The 18,000-nt window shown below is 61.5% G+C and carries 15 protein-coding genes; 7 read left to right on the top strand and 8 right to left on the bottom strand.

The features are described from left to right. Position 1 precedes the first annotated feature (1 nt). The 4 genes from AC1VVM_RS23145 to AC1VVM_RS23130 are packed head-to-tail and all read right to left on the bottom strand — an operon-like array spanning position 2 to position 3,381. Complete coding sequence (locus tag AC1VVM_RS23145; protein ID WP_236549401.1) at positions 2 to 754, bottom strand: SDR family oxidoreductase; 753 nt, start codon at positions 752 to 754, stop codon at positions 2 to 4. 20 nt (positions 755 to 774) lie between these two features. Further along, positions 775 to 1,515, bottom strand: a complete 741-nt coding sequence (locus AC1VVM_RS23140) for an alpha/beta fold hydrolase (protein ID WP_395335249.1) — start codon at positions 1,513 to 1,515, stop codon at positions 775 to 777. 5 nt (positions 1,516 to 1,520) lie between these two features. Further along, entirely contained in the window at positions 1,521 to 2,477 is a 957-nt protein-coding gene (locus AC1VVM_RS23135) for a VOC family protein (protein WP_133085044.1), read from the bottom strand. A 52-nt stretch (positions 2,478 to 2,529) separates the two neighbouring features. Beyond that, the gene (locus AC1VVM_RS23130; RefSeq protein WP_133085045.1) at positions 2,530 to 3,381 is read right to left on the bottom strand and encodes a fumarylacetoacetate hydrolase family protein; all 852 of its coding nucleotides are present in this window, start codon (positions 3,379 to 3,381) and stop codon (positions 2,530 to 2,532) included. Between the two features lie 130 nt (positions 3,382 to 3,511). On the opposite strand from AC1VVM_RS23130, the gene AC1VVM_RS23125 reads away from it, so the two are divergent. After that, on the top strand, positions 3,512 to 4,219 hold the full coding sequence (locus AC1VVM_RS23125; protein ID WP_201282527.1) for a GntR family transcriptional regulator: 708 nt from the start codon (positions 3,512 to 3,514) through the stop codon (positions 4,217 to 4,219). A gap of 8 nt (positions 4,220 to 4,227) precedes the next feature. Here AC1VVM_RS23125 and AC1VVM_RS23120 read toward each other — a convergent pair whose 3' ends face one another. Together AC1VVM_RS23120 and AC1VVM_RS23115 are read right to left on the bottom strand one after the other, a co-directional pair. Continuing rightward, a complete protein-coding gene (locus AC1VVM_RS23120) occupies positions 4,228 to 5,010 on the bottom strand; it encodes an SDR family NAD(P)-dependent oxidoreductase (protein ID WP_133085046.1) in 783 nt (260 codons plus the stop codon). A 29-nt stretch (positions 5,011 to 5,039) separates the two neighbouring features. Then, on the bottom strand, positions 5,040 to 6,704 hold the full coding sequence (locus AC1VVM_RS23115; RefSeq protein ID WP_236549399.1) for a class I adenylate-forming enzyme family protein: 1,665 nt from the start codon (positions 6,702 to 6,704) through the stop codon (positions 5,040 to 5,042). A 157-nt stretch (positions 6,705 to 6,861) separates the two neighbouring features. Between AC1VVM_RS23115 and AC1VVM_RS23110 the strand changes: the two genes are divergently transcribed. Genes AC1VVM_RS23110 through AC1VVM_RS23090 form a run of 5 tightly spaced genes read left to right on the top strand, consistent with a single transcriptional unit; the run spans position 6,862 to position 13,145 of the window. After that, positions 6,862 to 8,064 (top strand): acetyl-CoA C-acetyltransferase, encoded by a 1,203-nt coding sequence (locus AC1VVM_RS23110; protein WP_133085048.1) that lies wholly within the window; start codon positions 6,862 to 6,864, stop codon positions 8,062 to 8,064. A 47-nt stretch (positions 8,065 to 8,111) separates the two neighbouring features. Continuing rightward, a complete protein-coding gene (locus AC1VVM_RS23105) occupies positions 8,112 to 10,271 on the top strand; it encodes a 3-hydroxyacyl-CoA dehydrogenase NAD-binding domain-containing protein (protein WP_395337582.1) in 2,160 nt (719 codons plus the stop codon). Continuing rightward, entirely contained in the window at positions 10,268 to 11,425 is a 1,158-nt protein-coding gene (locus tag AC1VVM_RS23100) for an acyl-CoA dehydrogenase family protein (RefSeq protein ID WP_133085049.1), read from the top strand. The genes AC1VVM_RS23105 and AC1VVM_RS23100 overlap by 4 nt, the downstream gene beginning before the upstream one ends. Positions 11,426 to 11,442: 17 nt before the next feature. Continuing rightward, positions 11,443 to 12,321 (top strand): MaoC family dehydratase, encoded by an 879-nt coding sequence (locus AC1VVM_RS23095; protein ID WP_133085050.1) that lies wholly within the window; start codon positions 11,443 to 11,445, stop codon positions 12,319 to 12,321. After that, positions 12,318 to 13,145 carry an SDR family NAD(P)-dependent oxidoreductase gene (locus tag AC1VVM_RS23090; protein WP_395335242.1) on the top strand — a complete coding sequence of 276 codons (828 nt, stop codon included), beginning with the start codon at positions 12,318 to 12,320 and terminating at the stop codon, positions 13,143 to 13,145. Before AC1VVM_RS23095 ends, AC1VVM_RS23090 begins: the two co-directional genes overlap by 4 nt. Positions 13,146 to 13,276: 131 nt before the next feature. Here the strand turns inward: AC1VVM_RS23090 and AC1VVM_RS23085 are convergent, their stop codons facing one another. Next, entirely contained in the window at positions 13,277 to 14,053 is a 777-nt protein-coding gene (locus AC1VVM_RS23085; RefSeq protein WP_133085052.1) for an SDR family oxidoreductase, read from the bottom strand. Continuing rightward, the gene (locus AC1VVM_RS23080; protein WP_133085053.1) at positions 14,050 to 15,051 is read right to left on the bottom strand and encodes a quinone oxidoreductase family protein; all 1,002 of its coding nucleotides are present in this window, start codon (positions 15,049 to 15,051) and stop codon (positions 14,050 to 14,052) included. The genes AC1VVM_RS23085 and AC1VVM_RS23080 overlap by 4 nt, the downstream gene beginning before the upstream one ends. Positions 15,052 to 15,279: 228 nt before the next feature. On the opposite strand from AC1VVM_RS23080, the gene AC1VVM_RS23075 reads away from it, so the two are divergent. Then, entirely contained in the window at positions 15,280 to 17,961 is a 2,682-nt protein-coding gene (locus AC1VVM_RS23075) for a winged helix-turn-helix domain-containing protein (protein WP_395335238.1), read from the top strand. Positions 17,962 to 18,000 lie beyond the last annotated feature (39 nt).

Here is an 18,000-nt window from a genome sequence, read left to right as displayed (position 1 = left end):
ATCAGATCGACAATCCACCTTCGACCGGAATGACCGATCCTGTCACGTAGGCTCCGGCGCGAGAGGCCAGATAGATGGCAGCGCCCGCCAGGTCTTCCGCAGTACCGGTGCGCCCGCGCGGCACCATGCCTTCGACCATTTTTCTCATCTCGTCGGACGTGATGACGGTCATCTCCGTCTCGAAGAAGCCGGGCGCGATGACATTGGCCGTGATGTTATCGCGGCCCAGTCGTTTGGCGAGACCCTTCGCCAGCCAGTGGATCGCACCTTTGGATGCCTGGTAGGCGTAGTTCTCCTTGGGACCGACCTTGAGAGCGCCTACCGAGCCGATGTTGATGAGGGATGCCGGCCGTTCCTTTGTCCCGCCGGCGCGCAGTAGAGGGAGAAATTTCTGAAGCAGGAAGAACGGTGCCTTCAGGTTGAGATCCATGACCTGGTCCCAGTCCTGCTCGCTGTAATCGTCGATAGGCGCCTCGGCCATCGCACCGGCATTGTTGACCAGGATATGAAGCGCATTCTCGGCTTCACTCACGCGGGCGACGAGAGCGTCCACTCCCTCCAGGGATGAGACATCAGCGGTTAGCCCGATGCATTGACCCCCGGTCGAGGTGCTGATTTCCCGGGCGGCATCGAGCACTTTGGCCTCGGTCCGCGCGCAGATATAGACCTTGGCGCCGGCGGCCGCGAAGCCGGTCGCTATATGGCGCCCAATGCCGCCGGAGCCGCCCGTCACGACGGCGATGCGGTCCTTCACCGAGAACAGTTCTGCGGGGTTCATGCGTCTACCTTCAATCCGGCGATTTTAAGGATCAGGCCGGTGGTGCCTTCGGGATCGCCCACCAGCAGAGCATGGTCGCCGGGATGTTCGTGAATGTTCCAGCCGAGCGCGCGCGCGCGCTCGTGCATCGCCGTCATTACGGTCACGGCGGCGGCGATATAGTCCACCGGTCTTGCGATGGTTTCGCTGCCCTTGGCGATGGCGCCCGCTGTCGCCTTCATTGGCTGGTCAGAAAGGTTGTCGAGCAGCCACTTTTCCCGTGCGGGATCCATGAGGTGCGGATGCTCCTTGGCAGCCGCACGCTGCATCTCGTCGACGCCCGAACCGATCGGTCCCTCGCCGGCTTCAAGCAATGCATCGAGCTGTGCGACTTGTTCCTCGGGTACATAACCCATCAGCGAGGCGATGCGCTCGCCCGAATGGGCGATAATGGCGTCGAGGTAGATGATGCTGGCGATGCGGTCGCCCACCTCTGCTATGATACCCGGCGCCACGGTGCCTGCATAGCTGTGCGCTACCAGCACGACGTCATGCAGATCTTCGAATTTGAAGACGTTGACGATGTCGCGCACGTGGGTCTCGTTGCCCACATCGCGGCCGATGAGATGGCTGCGCTCGCCAAAGCCGGTAAAGGTCGGTGTGTAGACCTTGTGCCCTTGCGCTTCGAGAATCTCCCGGACGTATTTCCAGGTCCAGCCGCCCATGCCGCCGCCGTGAAGAAGAACGAATGTGGTCATGGCAATCAGGCCTCCGCTGGTTCGGTGTTCTGGATAAATTCGGGGAATGGGTCCGGCCCCCAAAGGAACATGCTGTCGTCAGGGGCGTGGTTGGCCGAGGGCCAGTCCACATCCGCAGGAATGAAATCGATGTCGGCGGAATACTCGCTGAAGCTGCCCCAAGGATCGCGTACGTAGTAGAAGTAGTTCGCACCCAGCACGTGCTGGCCGAGGCCCCAGTTGGGTCCGTAGCCGGCGCGCGCCATGCTTGCGCCGCCGAGACCCACTTCCATGACGGAACCCACGTCCCAGCTGTTGTGATGCATACCGCGGCGGTCGGAGAGCACGAGTGCGAGCAAGTGGTGATCGCTCCCATGGACACCATGGAGAAAGGCAACAGCGGGCTCGCTCTTGTCGGAGAGCCGCAGGCCAAGCGTCCGCTCATAAAAGTCGATCGCGGCGTTCACGTCGGTGGTGAAAATCGCAAAGTGCGAAAGACGCCGGGGGTGGACCTTGGGTGCCTTGCTGTTGGGAATCGCGCCGGACTTGCCGGGTTCTGAACTCGTGAAGCTGAAGCGGCTCTTTTCGGCGGGCGTCGCCTTTTCCGCAACGCGGACGTTGATGGGAAGGCCGTCGAACCCTCTGAACCAGATACCCTTGGCTTCTGCGTTGTCAGGTGCCGGGATGAATTCCACACCGGCGCGCTTGAGGTGGCCGCGAAACGTCTCCTCCTCATCCGCGAATATCCCGAAGCTGAGATAACGCAGCCGCTTGGCATCGCCTGCCTGGCTGAGGACTGCCCACCTGTGCGGATGACCCTGCGCATAGAGTTCGAGCCGGCCATCCGCCTCGCGCACGTCCAGACCGAAGAGCGTGTAGAAGCGTCGTGCCTCGTCGAGGTCGGGCACTTCCACCGCAAAGTGATCGATGGAATGGACACCAAGTACATTGGCGCGGCGACTGGCGATGCTTTTCTCGTTCATCCTGTCCTCCATGGCGGCCGAGCGATGTTCTGGCGCATCGCTCGGCCCGAAATCACGCTGCCTTGATGGGATTGACCAGCAAGCCGATTTTTTCGATCTCCACTTCGCACACATCCCCGTCCTTCATGAAGAGCGGAGGATTGCGGGCAAGTCCGATGCCCGACGGCGTGCCCATGACCAGCACGTCGCCTGCTTCCAGCGTGAAGCATGTGGAAAGCAAGGACACCGTATCGACAACATCGAAGACCATGTCAGAGGTATTGGCGCTCTGAACCACCTGCCCGTTCAGCCTGGTCTCGATCTTGAGCCCAGCGCCGCCCGCGGGCAGTTCATCGGCCGTGACCAGCCATGGACCGAAGGCACCGGTATCGTCGAAATTCTTGCCCACGGTCCATTGCGGCGTCTTGAGCTGATAGTCGCGCACGGAGCCGTCATTGAACACCGAGTAAGCGACGATGTGGGACAGCGCGTCTTCCTTTCCGATGTTCTTTCCGCCCTTGCCGACGATTGCGACCATTTCAGCCTCGTAATCGAGCTGGTCCGATGTGGCCGGCTTGATGATCGGTGCGCCGTGGCCGATCAGGCTCGAATTGAACCGTCCGAAAACTGTCGGGAATTCGGGAACCTGAAAGCCGCCTTCGGCAGCGTGATCCTTGTAGTTGAGACCAAGGCACAGGATTTTCGGCGCCTTGATGAGCGGAGGCAGAAATTCAAGGTCGTCTTGCGCGACGCTCTCTCCCTGGGCCAGGACTTTGCCGCCCGCCTTTGCGAGCGCTTCGCCGCCCTGAGCGACAAGGTCGTCCAGATCGTAGAGTGCCGCGTCGCCGAAAATCGCCTTGATGCCGGAGCCAGTGTCCACCGCAACGCCGATGCGACCGTCCTTCGAAACTTTTGCCAAGCGCATGATTCGATCCTTTTCCAAACTCGGGCACCGTGGGGTGGCTCGGTCGGCTCGTCAATCTGAAATATATTCTAAGTACTCAAATATACCTCTAGCGTTTACCTTGCATTTCGTTGCTGCTATGGAGACTGGGATGACAAAAAAGCTCAGCCTCACCGAGCAGGCCTATCGCCGGCTGCGGGACAATCTCCTGACCTGCCGCCTTGTGCCGGGGGAGCGGATCAACATCAAAGACGTGTCGGACAACCTGGGGTTCAGTCTCGGTGCAGTCCGAGAGGCCTTGTCGCGCCTGACGTCTGAAGGGTTCGTCGTCCTTGACGATGCGCGAGGCTTTCGGGCAGCGCCGATTTCCATCGCCGATCTGACTGACCTCGTCATGGTGAGGAGTGACATCGAGGGACAGTGTCTTCGCCGCGCCATCGAACGCGGCGGCCTCGATTGGGAATCGACGATCGTGAGTGCTGCCCACCGTCTCAGCAAGACGCCGACACGCGATCCCGACATGCCGGAGCGGCTCAATGAGGACTACGCCGAGGCCCATGGTGACTTCCATCATGCCCTCGTCGATGCTTGCGACAGCCCATGGTTGCTGCGCATGCGCGAATGGCTCTACGCTCAATCCGAACGATATCGCTACCTCACGGTTCCGCTCGCAACCGGCGAGCGGGATCTGGTGCATGAGCATGCCGAAATCGTCGAAGCCACGCTTGCCAGGGATGCGGATCGGGCCGTCGCTCTCCTCAGAAGCCATCTCGAGGCAACAGCCAGGCTTCTGATCGATGGACAGACCGACCCGGCGGGTGAGGCGAACCTGCGTTTCCTGGATGACAAGGCCGCCTGACACCATTTTCAGCGTTGCCTTTGCTGGCCCGTGCCGCCCCCGCTGGCCGGCATCAGCATGTTGCTCATGCCGCCGTCGACAAGCACATCGATACCGCTGATGTGGCTGGCCTGCGAACTGGCGAGGAACAGGATGGCGTTGGCGACATCCTCGGCCAGGCCGAGTTTACGCAAAGGTATACTGGCTTCCCGCTCTTCCCGGCGCGTCTTGTCACCGTAGCCGGCGGCCGTCATCGGCGTGTAGGTAGGACCGGGAGAGACGGTATTGCAGCGGATGCCATCGGGACCCCACTCAATGCAGAGTTGCCGGATCAGCATCAGAAGCGCCGCCTTGCTGCACGAATAAAATCCGAGCCCCGGCGTGGGCTGGGTGCCCGACATCGAACCTGTAGCAATGAAGGCACCCTTGCTGGCTCGCAGGTGCGGATGCGCGGCCTTTGCTAGCAGCCAGGTGGAGCGAGTGTTTACCGCGAAGATCCGGTCGAAGTCGGCAAGTGGCTGGTCGACAAGAGCGCCACCCATGATGATGCCCGCATTGCTGATGACTGCATCGATACCGCCCATGTGGGCGAGTGCAGCCTCGACGATGCGATCGCCGCAGTCGGGCTCGGCAAGATCGACGACGCAGCCCCCTGCCGCCGGCCCAATTTTGCCCGTCACTGCTCCAAGATTGGCCTCGTCCCTGTCGGCGAGGAGCATTGAGTGCAGGCCGGGCAACACTTGTCCCGCCGCCAGCAGTTCAGCGCAGGCGCGGCCGATGCCGCTGGCTGCACCAGTAATGACCACACGCATTCCATTCTCCCTTTGCGCGCAGCGCCTGATCAGTCCTTGAGACCAAGCTCGTCCATCAACGCGCTGCGCAGCTTGAACTTCTGTATCTTCGATGCCGACATCGGCCATTCGTCGATGAACCGGATGTGCCGGGGCACCTTGAACGAGGCAAGGCGCGCCTTGGTAAAGGCGATCAATTCCTCCGGCTCGACAATCACGTCGCCGTCTCGCTCGATGTAGGCTGCAGGGATTTCGGCCAGCCGCTCGTCCGGCAGGCCAACGACCTGGGCAAGACGAACAGCCGGATGCGCGGCCAGGACCGCTTCGACTTCTGCCGCCGCGACGTTCTCGCCGCCCACCTTGAGCATGTCCTTGAACCTGCCGTGAAACATCACATGCCCGTGCGCATCGATCGAGCCGATGTCGGCGCTGTGATACCAGCCCTCGCTGTCGAGCGCCTGGGCCGTCTTCTCAGGATCTTTGTAGTATCCGTCGAACAGATTGTAACCGCGGATCAATATCTCGCCCCGTTCGTCGACGGCTTTCTCCAAGCCTGTTTCAGGGTCGATGATTTTCATTTCGATGCCGGCAAGAGGATAACCGAGCTTTCTGAAGCCCATTTCCGGCTCCATCCCGTAGCCGCCGGTGGTCACGATTCCTGTAGCCTCCGTCATGCCCATGGTCCCCACCTGCAACATACCGGGAGCCTTCTCCCGGTATGCCTGACCGACCCGGTCGGGCATGAAGGCAAAGCAGCTGTTCTGGAGCCTGACCGAGGAAAGATCTGACGTTTCCCAATCGGGATGCGCGATCATTGCCTGATGAAATGTGACGAAGGGGAGGAACATCATCGTCACGCGCTCCTGCTCGATCTGGCGCAGGCTTTCTCCGGCGTCGAAATGCGGCTGTCCGATGAAGGTACCACCTACCTCCATCGCGCCGAGCATGCAGAGCATTGCGGCGATATGGAAAAGCGGCAGCGGCGACCATGCTCGCTCGCCGGGCTGGAAGGCCCAGCGATAGTGCGCCAGGTTGTTCGCCTCGCGCGTCACGGCTTCATGGCTTAGTAGACAGCCCTTGGGATTGGCCGAAGTGCCGGAGGTGTACAGAATCATCGCGGTATCACGTACGCGAACAGTGAGGCGCGCCGCATGGATTTCGTCTTCGCTGACCTGTTCGGCGGCTTCATCGAACATCGCCTGGTCGATGAAGCCGGGAACCGAACGACCGCCAAGCATGATGATGCGGGAAAGCTTCGGTGCCGCGGCAAGTGACAGGCGAGCAGGATTGTCGGCACTCGCCAGGTCTGCAAACGCCTCGTAAAGCCGGGCACCGAAGTCGACGTGTTCAGAGACAAGATCGTTTGTGACGATGGCTGCAAGGTCGGCGTTCTCCGACACGTACGCCATCTCTGGTGCCTTGTAGCGGGCATTCATGAGAACCGAGACGGCACCGCACATCGCATTTGCGAAAAGCGTTTCGACGAATTCGATGCTGGACGGCAGCAAGATGCCGACATGGTCGCCCCGCCGAATCCCGAGCGCCCTTAGCCCCCTCGCGCGGCGCAGAACACTGGCCACGACTTCGTCATAAGTCTTGCGTTCGCCCGGAAAAACCAGGGCCTCCCTGTCCTTGCCCTTGTCCCACCCCGCCAAGAGGTGATCACCCAACGTCGTCGCGGTGATGCGAATTGCGGCGTCGTCTTCACCCGTCATGCTCACAAAAGCTCGTCCTCAAAGTTCGTCCCTGCGCGATGAGTGCGAGATTGCAGCGAACCCGCGATCCTGCGCCTTTCGTTGGATAGGTGCGGACAGGCTGGCCAGACCCAAGAGCAGGATCACGAAAACACCGATCACTGGCCGGGAAATGACGATGGAAGCCTATATCTACGATCATGTTCGCACGCCGCGCGGCAAGGGCCGGCCCGATGGCGCGCTGCATGAGATCACTTCGGTCGAAATGGCGACACAGCTGCTCAAGGCCTTGCAGGAGCGCAACGCACTCGACACCGCCTTGCTCGATGACGTTATCATTGGCATGGCGCAGCCGGTCGGCGAACAGGGCGGTGTCCTGGCGCGCGCGGCAGTTCTTCAAGCCGGCTATGCGCAATCGGTGGCTGGCCAGCAGATTCACCGATTTTGCGCGACTGGCCTCGATGCTGTCAGTCTCATCGCGGCCCAGGTCCATTCCGGCATGATCCAGGCCGGCATCGGGGGCGGCGTTGAATCCATGAGCCGGACGGTCATGGGCTATGATTCCGGTGCCTGGACGTCGGACCCGGCTGTTGCATTCGGCAACTATTATGCGCCGCAGGGCATCGGCGCGGACATCATCGCGACGCTCGACGGCTACACCCGCGAGGATGTCGACCGTTTCGCGGTCGAGAGCCAGCGCAAGGCGGCCCGTGCCTGGGAAAACGGCTATTTTCGAAATTCCATCGTGCCAGTGAAGGACGTGCTGGGCGAGGTCGTGCTCGATCATGATGAGCACATGCGTCCGGGCACCACGCTGGAGAGCCTGGCAAAGCTCAAGCCCGCATTCGAAGGCTTCGGGAAAGCCGGTTTCGAAGCTGTCGCAAAAGCGCGGTACCCCGAGATCGAGGACCTCGACTACGTCCATCACGGCGGCAACAGCTCCGGTATTGTCGACGGTTCCGGGCTCGTCCTGGTCGGCTCACGGGCGTTCGGCGAGAAAGCGGGGCTCAAGCCCCGCGGGCGCGTCCGTTCCTATGCCAATATCGGTTCTGAACCGACGATCATGCTGACGGCCCCTGCGGAGGTCTCGCGCAAGGCTTTGCGGGCCGGAGGAATGATGCCCAAGGACATCGACCTCTGGGAGCTCAACGAGGCCTTCGCCAGCGTAGTTATGCGCTTCCAGCGCGACATGGACATTCCCGACGACCGGATCAACGTGAACGGCGGCGCGATCGCCATGGGACATCCGCTCGGCGCCACCGGCGCGATGATCCTCGGCACCGTGCTCGACGAATTGGAACGCCGCGACGCCGAAACCGGCCTCATCACGCTGTGCGCGGCCAATGGTCTTGGGACCGCCGCTATCATCGAGCGCGTCTGAACGCTGCTCCATTCCTAGAAAAAGATCGGGACACACCCATGAAGACAATGCGACTGGAGAAGGCCGAAGACGGCTTCGCGATCCTGACTCTCGATGCCGAAGGTTCGATGAACGTCGTCAACGACGGCTTCATTGCGGGCATGACGCAGGCCACCAGGCAGATCGCACAGGACGACGCCATCAAGGGCGTTATCCTGACCTCGGGCAAGAAGTCGTTCATGGCCGGCGCGGATCTCAAGCAGCTGGTCAATGGCTTCGATACGCTCACACCGCTCGAGGCCTATGCGTTCTCGAAGCGGGCGACCGACATGCACCGCGCGATCGAGCAGTCGGGTAAGCCGTGGGTTGCAGCGATCAATGGTTTGGCGCTGGGCGGAGGTTTCGAACTCGCGCTGGCCTGCCATCATCGCATCCTCGTCGATGATGCAAAGGCCACTGTCGGCCTGCCCGAAGTTACTGTCGGTCTCCTTCCCGGATCTGGAGGCACGGTTCGGCTCGGTATCATCGCCGGCATGAAAACGGCGCTCGACCTGCTTCTGACCGGCCGCGCCGTCGCGCCTGCCGAAGCGCTCAAACTGGGCATCGTGGATCAGGTGGTTCCCGAAGCGGAACTTCTCGATACCGCCCGGACGTGGCTGGCGAGCGGGCCCGACCCTGTCAAGCCGTGGGACGTCAAGGGCTGGGTTCCGCCTCAGAAGAAAGGGCTCACGGTACCGGAAGATTCCGCCGCGTACATGATGGCGACGGGAGGCCTTGCGAAGAGCGGCTATAATCAGCCGGCTCCGCTCGCAATTCTCAATTCGCTGTTTCAGGCATTGCAGTTGCCGTTCGACAAGGCGCTCGCAGTAGAGGGCAAATACTTTGCTAAGCTGCTAACCGATCCGGTCGCCCGCAACATCATTCGCACGACCTTCATCTCGAAGCTGGCAGCAGAAAAGGGCGCTCGCCGCCCCGCAGGCTATCCCAGGTTCGAAGCGCGAAAGGTCGGCGTGCTGGGCGCGGGGATGATGGGTGCGGGAATTGCCTACGTTGCGGCCAATGCCGGCATCGACGTCGTCTTGATCGACCGCGATGTGCCGACGGCGCAAAGGGGCAAGGACTATTCAGCCAAGGTACTCGACAAGCTGGTCGAAAAAGGCAAGGTGACGCGGGACAAGGCCGATGCGGTTCTTGCCCGCATTGTCCCGACCGACGATTTCGGCATGCTCCAGGGCTGCGATCTGGTCGTCGAAGCCGTGTTCGAGGATACCGCGATCAAGGCGGAGACCACGAAGAAGGCAGAGGCAGTGCTGCCGCCCGAAGCCATTTTTGCTTCTAACACCTCGACTCTTCCGATTTCGCAGTTGGCGCTGGCTTCGAGAAGCCCGGATCAGTTCATCGGTCTGCATTTCTTCTCGCCGGTCGATCGCATGGGTCTGGTCGAGGTCATCATGGGCAAGCAGACCAGCAAGGAAACGCTGGCCAAGGGTCTCGATTTCATCGCGCAGCTCCGCAAGACGCCGATTGTCGTCAATGACAGCCGCGGCTTTTATACCAGCCGCGTGTTCCAGATGCTGATCCACGAAGGAGCGGCCATGCTGGCGGAAGGCGTGCCACCGGCAGTGATCGAGAATGCCGCCAAGGCAGTTGGCATGCCGGTCGGTCCGCTCGCGCTGCTGGACGAACTCACGCTGGATCTGCCGCTCAAGATCGTCGACCAGGCGATCGCGGAAGAGGGCGAGGCCTATACTCCGCCGGCCGGCGTTGCCGTCATGCGCAAGATGAAGGACGAGATCGGACGCTCCAGCCGCAAGACCGGAGGAGCCTTCTACGACTACCCTGAAGGCGGCAAGAAGCACTTGTGGAAGGGGCTCGTCGAGCACTTCCCTGTCAATGGCAGTTGGGACATCGAGGAACTCAAGAAGCGCTTTCTATTTGCCCAGGCGATGGAGACGGCGCGCTGCCTGGAAGAGGGCGTGTTGGAAACACCGCAGGACGCCGATCTCGGCGCGATCTATGGGTGGGGTTTCCCGACGTGGACCGGCGGAACGATCAGCTACATCGATACGATCGGCATCGGCTCGTTCGTCGGGGAAGCGGATATCCTTGCCCAGCGATATGGGCCCCGTTTCCTGCCTTCCGCGTGGCTGCGTGAGAAGGCATCGCGCGGCGAGACCTTCTACACTGCCGAAAGCGCCGACGAGGCCAAGGAGCCCATGCCAGCATGAAGCGCCTGATCTTCGAGCCGGAGCACGAGCAGTTTCGCGACAGCGTCGTCAAGTTCATGAGCGCCAATGTCGGCGCCCATGCCGAACGCTTTCGCGAACAGGGCATGGTCGATCGCGATCTTTACCTCAAGGCAGGCGAGCAGGGATTGCTCTGCACCTGGGCCGAGGAACGGTACGGGGGTGCGGGAATCGACGATTTTCGTTTCGAGCAGATTATCATCGAGGAGAATATGCGCCACGGCGACATAGGCTTCTACATCAATCTCCATAACGATTTGGTCGCGCCCTACATCGCCAAGCTCGGCACACAGGAGCAAAAGGAGCGCTGGATGCCCGGCATCGTCAGCGGCGAGACTATTCTTGCCGTGGCGATGACCGAGCCATCTACGGGCAGCGACCTTGCAGGAATGCGCACGAGCGCGGTCGAGCATGACGATCACTGGGTGCTCAACGGCGCCAAGACATACATTTCCAACGGCATTTTGGGCGATCTGGTTGTTGTCGCGGCACGGACCGATCCGGCCAGCCGCCATGGGCTTGGCCTGTTTGTGGTGGAGCGCGGCTTCGAAGGCTTCGAGCGCGGGCGCAAGCTCGCCAAGATGGGTATGAAGGCGCAGGATACCGCCGAGCTGTTCTTCAGCGATGTCAAAGTGCCCAAGCAAAACGTGCTGGGCGATCCGACGCAGGGCTTCAAGTATCTTGCGCGCTTCCTGGCACAGGAGCGCCTTGTGGCAGCGATCGGTTTCATGGCCACTGCCCAGACTGCCTTCGACCTTACGCTGGACTACGTGAAAGAGCGCAAGGCCTTCGGAAAGCCGATCGGCGCGTTTCAGAATACGCGCTTCAAGATGGCTTCCATGCGCGCGGAGCTCGATGCGATCCAGACGTACGTGGATCAATGCGTGATCCTGCTCAACGCAGGCGAACTCACTGCCGAAGATGCCTCCGCTGCCAAGTTGCTCACGAGCGAACTGGAGGGCCGGGTGATGGACGAATGCGTCCAGCTCCACGGCGGGGCCGGGTACATGGACGAGTACCGGATCAGCCGGATGTACACCGATGCCCGCGTCAGCCGCATATTCGCCGGCACGAGCGAGATCATGCGCGAGATAATCGGGCGCGGGCTCGGGCTCGACGAGCGCAAGCTGACCTGACCGAAGGGAAACTCGCTATGCTGAACCTTGAGCGCATGCGCGGTTACCGGGTCCCGATCGCGCAGGACGTTTGCGATCCGCGTTCCGCCATCCTCTACGCCCTGGGCGTGGGAGCGGGGCTCGCCGCCATCGATGAGAGCCGCTTCCTCTTTGAGCGTGACCTCACCGTTTTGCCAACCATGGCGCTTGTGCTTGGCACGCCGGGGTTCTGGCCGATGGCTGCGGAACTCGGGTGGGACTGGCCGCGAATTCTGCATGGCGAGCAGAGCTTGCGTCTTCATCGACCGCTGCAACTGGGCCAGGTCATTCATGGCCGGATCGAGATCGGAGAGGTCGCCGACAAGGGACCGGGCAAGCCCGCTCTCGTTCGGGCGAAGCGGATACTGACGACGCCGACAGACCAGCTGATTGCGGAGGCAGAGGAAATCTGGGTCCTACGGGGCGAAGGTGGTTTCGGGGGAGACCGATCTCTCGTTCCGCTTGCGGATGGACAATGTCCCGATTTTCCGCCGGATGCAGTGCTTGACCTGCCTACGGCGGCTAACCAGGCGATGCTATACCGGCTGACCGGCGACCGCAATCCGTTGCACATCGATGCCGGAACGGCGGCGGCGGCGGGGTTCGAGCGCCCGATCCTCCACGGACTGGCGACGATGGGCCTCGTTAGCCGCGCATTGATCCATTTGTGCTGCGGCGGAGACGCGTCGTTGCTGACGCGCATGCATGTCCGTTTCACCGCGCCTGTGTTCCCAGGCGAAACCATTCGGACCGAGATCTGGCGCGATGGAGATGACATTCGCTTTCGCGCGTCTGCGAGAGAACGCGGCGTGGTGGTGATCGACGGGGGCAGTGCCTGCGTTCAAGGATTTGTGAAAGAACAGGAAGAGGTCACGTGAAAATACTGGATGGAAAGGTCGCGCTCGTTTCGGGATCGGGGCGGGGCATCGGCAAGGCGATCGCGCTCAAATTGGCTGGCGCGGGCGCAAATGTCGTGGTCAATGACCTTGACGAAGACGTGGCCCGCGCCACCGCGGCCGAGATCGAAGGACTTGGCGTTCGCGCCGTCGTTTGCGTCGGCGACGTTACTGATCCGACTTTTGGCGATACCTTCGTGTCCGCAGCAGTCGCGGCTTTCGGCACGATCGATATCATCATCAATAATGCCGGCTATGCCTGGGATTCGGTGCTTCAAAAGACCAGCGACGAACAGTGGATCGCGATGCTCGATGTACACCTGAGCGCGCCTTTCCGGATTCTTCGCGCCGCGCAGCCGATCATTTCGTCCGCAGCCAAGGCCGAGATCGAACAGTACGGGCGTGCCAAGCGACGGACAGTCGTAAACATTTCGTCAGTTTCGGGTCTTGGCGGAAACCCGGGGCAGGCCGGTTATGCTGCCGGCAAGGCAGGGATTGTCGGCCTCACCAAGACTGTGATGAAAGAGTGGGGGAGATACAACACCACGGTCAATGCCGTCGCCTTCGGCGCGATCATGACGCGTATGACGGCTGGCGAGGCTGGCAGTTCAACCATCGATATCAAGGGCAAGAAGATCAAGGCCGGGGTCAGCGACGAGATCCTTGAGGCCATGGAGAAAGGAATTCCCCTCGGGCGCGCAGGCACTCCGGAAGAAGCAGCAGGAGCCGTCTATCTCCTTTGCATGCCGGAGGCCGATTACATCACAGGTCAGGTCATAGTCGCGGGGGGCGGCTGGCAGCTCTGACCTGTGGAGCGAGGGAGGAACTATGTCCTCCCTCGCTCAAGTCTTTTCGCTGCCGGAGGAATGCGGTCCTCGGAGGATACGGCATCAGGGATGAGCCTGGCTGGACGCTCGTCCCTCTGCCGGCATCAAGATCACCCGCAGCCGACTACGCCGCCATCGACCGGAATTTGCGCGCCGGTGACATAGGCTCCTGCTCGCGAGCAAAGGAAGACGACAATTCCGGCGATGTCGTCGGCGCGGCCCAGCCTGCGCAGCGGAATATGGCTGAGCAATTTCGGGTCGACTGCATCCTCGTCACGCATGTGAGCGGTCATTTTGGTAGGGAAGAAGCCCGGTATCACGGCATTGACCGTGATGTTCCGGTCGGCAAGGTCGCCGGCGAGATCCCGCGTCATCATGTGGACCGCCGCCTTGCTGGCAGCGTAACTGTAGGCATTGAGCCGTTCGGCCTTCATGCCCGCCACCGAACCGATGTTGATGACCCGCGATGGATCATCGGCCGTGCCCGCCGCGACCAGTTCGGGAAGGAGTTCGCGCACAAGAGTGAAAGGCGTCTGGACATTGACTGCCATCACGCTTGGCCAGGCCTTGTCGGGAAAGGTATCGATAGGGCCGCCCCAGGTCTTGCCGGCGTTGTTGATCAGGATGTCGCATTGGCCCAGCGCGCTGCGATACAGTGCGGCAAGCTCCACCGCGGCTTCCGGAGTAGACAGGTCTGCGGCAAGCGGCAGGCATGGCCCGAGACCCGACATTTCCGCCGCGGCGGTCTCACACACATCGGCCTTGCGCGATGTGATTGCCACGCTAGCGCCTGCGCGCAGAAGACCTTCAGCGATCATCCGCCCCAACCCCTGTGCGCCGCCGGTGACGAGGGCTTTCTTGCCGTGCAGGCTGAACAGATCGCTCACATCGTCACCACGACTTTGCCGAACTTGTGCTGGTCGCGAAGGTGAAGAAGAGCTTCCTTTGCCTTCGCCAGAGGGTAAGTAGCCTCGATGACCGGCTTGATCCGATGCTCGCCGGCGAACGCTAGCATTTCCCGGAAGTCCTGCGGATCGCCGACCTGACTGCCGACGATGCTGGCGCTCTTGAGGAAAATATCCGTCGCATTGAACTTGACCTCGTTCCCGGCGGTCGACCCGTAGATGACTATGCGCGCACCCGGGTTGATGGCGCGGACATAGTTGGCAAAGCTGGGTGACGGTGCACCATCCAGGACCACGTCAATCCCGCCGGTCAGCTTGCCAACCTGCTTTCGCCAATCCGGGTCGGTATAGAGCAGGCCGCCCTTGGCACCCATCTCGATCGCCCGGTCGAGGACTTCCTGGCTCTCACCGGTCACATAGACGTTCGCGCCCTTGGCGACGGCGAATGCGAGGCCGAACGTGGCGACTCCGCCGCCGACCCCGCTGATCAGCACAGTTTCTCCGGCCTGAAGCCGGCCCTTGAACATCAGAGCCCGCCACGATGTCAGCGCTGTGAGCGGCATTGCGCCGGCTTCCTCAAAGCTCATGAAGGAAGGTTTGGGAGCCAGGTTCTCGGCAGGGATACAGATGTATTCGGCGATCGTCCCGGCAAATGGCATGCCCAGCAAACCGAAGTCTGCAGCGGGCGCATGGCGATTGGGGCCCCAATTGCGGGCCGGATAGAGAACGACTTCTGAGCCCACGTCCACGCCGCTAACGTCGGCGCCGACCTTGTCGACAATGCCTGCGCCGTCGCAACCCAGCGTTACCGGCACCACCATGCCGGGATATTGTCCATGAGAAATGAACAGTTCTCGGTGGTTGATCGAGGCGGCTTTGAGTGCGACTCGCACTTCCCCGGGACCGGGTTCCGGCGTTTCGACGTCGGCAACGCGGGTGGATTCAGGTCCCTCGGCGTTTTCGAGATACAGGGCCTTCATGGTCAACCTTTCCTAGCTTTTGGCCCCGGCAGCTTCGGGCGGCCTGCTTGTTTCGGGCGTAAAGACGGCAATTTACGAAAATTCCCGGCCATCCGGAGCAGGACAATATCTCCGGCTCGCGAGGACCTATCTGCGGATAGGAAAAAGGATTGCGTTTAGGATTTCACACGTCAGAATATATTTCGGATCAAAAAACAAATTGCCACAAGGCATGTCCAGGAGAGAGCCATGAAAGTCATTCCGACGAGCGCTTTGCCGCATCGGATAACGCCGACATTGATTGAGCGCGCTGCCATGAGAGACCTGACGGCCAAGGTCCGCGATTCCCGATTGACGATGGTGTCAGCGCCCGCTGGAAGCGGAAAGACCACCTCGATGCTCTACTGGGCGGACCTGCTACGCGCGCAAGGCCACCCGCTCCTCTGGGTGGCGACACGTGCGGGGATCTTCAACAAGGCATCTTTCCTCTCTGCCCTCAAGGCAGCAGGCGTTGCGGCCGGCCTTCCTTGGGAGCAACTTTCCCTGGATGGCGACGATGCGCCCTGGCTCGAAGCGTTGTCGATAACGATCGACCCGCGGCCCGTCCTTGTCATCGACGATGCCCATCTGCTCGATCAAGCCGCTCTCGATTTTATCGCACAGCTATCGGCGACAGCTCGGGATGCCCTGTGCATGATCGTTTCTGCCCGCGGCGCGATTGGGCTTCCGCTGGCGCGTATGCGCGCATTGGGTTTCCTCAATGAAGTGGGAAATGCCGATCTCTCACTCACGATCGCGGAAGCGGCTCAGCTGGTAACCCAGAGCATCGGAACGCCGATCGACTCCAAGGATCTTCAGGATATCGTGCGGGACACGCAAGGTTGGGTATCCGGCGTTGTGATCGCCTGCGACTTGTACCGCCGCGGCAAACAGGGGGCCGGCAGTCCCAGGTTGACGGGCTTGCGTCCGGAATTTGCAGAGTACTTCCATGAAGAGGTGCTCAGCCGTCAGCCAGAGGACGTTCGCCGCTTCCTTGTCGATACGTCGATCCTGGATGAACTGACCCCTTCTGCCTGCGCGGCGGTCACCGGCGACGAAGATTCTCGCGCGATGCTTGACCATGTGTTCCGCCAGGGGCTCTTCCTGAACGCGATCGATCAGGAACACAGTCGATACGCGTATCACCGCCTGTTTCGTGAGATGGTCCTTGGACGCCTGATGGACAGGGCGCCCGCACGGGCGGGCCTGATGCATTGCCGTGCCAGCGACTACTTCGCCGCCAACGATCAGGCAGTCCTGGCCATCGAGCATGCCCGACTGAGCGGCGATCAAGCATTTCTGGCCCGCCAGCTCGACCAATTGGCGGAACAGCTGACCTATACCGGCTATCTCTATCGCATCGACGAGTTGGGCTCCGCCTTGCCATGGGCGGAACTGGCCCAGCACCCTTATCTGTTGTTGGCTCTGGCATGGCGGCGCATTCGCCAATTGTCTTTCACCGCCGCCCAGCGCTTTATCGACGCAGCGCGCGCTATCCTCGAGACCAAGGTCTCCGAAGGAAGGGTCGATGCGCACGATGCGGATCAGATCGATCTGATGATCCGTCATCGCCTGGTCATGCTGGCCGCCGCGCGCGACGACATGGTCAAGGTTGAAGCGGACGCGGAGCCGCTTTTGGTCGAGATGGCCGAAAGCCATGCCTATCTCAGCTGTACGTTGCTTGCCCAGCTCATGTCGGCACGGCGCGAACTCTACCACTTTCAGGACATGCTCAAGCTGGAAGCGGAAACTCGGCGGGCGCTGTCCAGGCCGGGTTCGGATTTTGCCTCGATTGCGCTCAAGGCCTCCGTTGCCCCGACATTGATGGCACAAGGCAAAACGCCCCTTGCCGAGCGCTTCCTCGAAGAAGCCTTTACGCTTGCGAAAGGGTTACATGGCGAGGGCTCGGGACTGGCTGCCTTGCCAGCGCTCCCGCTTGCGGAGCTGCTTTACGACGCCGGCGATCTAGATCGCGCGGCTGACCTGGTCGAACGGCACTTGCCCGTCGTGCGACAGTGGGGATTCGCCGACCAGATGGCATCCGGTTATCTCGTCGATGCTCGCCTTCGCGCGGCGCGCGGCGACCTTCCCGGCGCGCTTGTCACTCTCAATGACGCGCATCTCGTTGCGATAGAATGCGGTCTTGATCGCATGCGCGCCTTCATTGTTGCCGAAGAGGTCCGTCTGCTCGTCAAGGCGGGCCAAATCGAGGAGGCTGAGCGGCACTTCCTGGCCGGCGATCCGCAGATCGACGGCGAGCCCATACCGACGCTGCGGCCGACGCGTCGTAACGAGTGCAATGCGATCGCCTGGTTGCGCATCGAAATGCAGCATCACCGATTGACCCGGGCGCGCAAGGTGGCCCATCGCTGGCTGGAGTTCGTAAAGCGCGCCGGGGCCATTCGCTCGGCCGTAACCTTCGAATTGCTCCTTGCCGAAATCGCGGTGCTCCAGGGCAATCGCTCCGAGGCTCGCCGCGCTGTGCGTGCGGCGGTGGAAATGGCGGAACCTGCCGGCTGGATGCGCACGTTTATCGACGAGGGCGAAGTCATTTCCGCTCTTCTTACCGAGGCCTATTCCCACGGTCCTGAACTCGAAACACCTGCCGACCGGTTCGCGGTTCACTTGGTCTCCCTGATGCGAAATGGCCCGCAGATCGAGACAGACGAGGACGAGGACGACGATTTCGGGCTGACCGGTCGCCTTGCCAACCGGGAGGTGGACATTCTTACCATGGTGAGCGGCGGTCTGCGCAACCGGGAAATCGGCGATCGGCTGGGACTGACCGAGGGAACGGTCAAGTGGTACATGCAGCAGATCTACGACAAGCTCGGTGTTCGCCGTCGCCCTCAGGCGGTTCTGCGCGCCCGCCAACTCGGAATCCTTCCCTGACGAGCCACCTCACTGCCTATCGAAGGATAGATTGCGGGC

The sequence above is a fragment of the Novosphingobium sp. BL-S-33 genome (assembly GCF_056857025.1).
The sequence above is the reverse complement of the archived record's forward strand: the minus strand, read 5'-3'. Positions and strand labels throughout refer to the sequence as shown.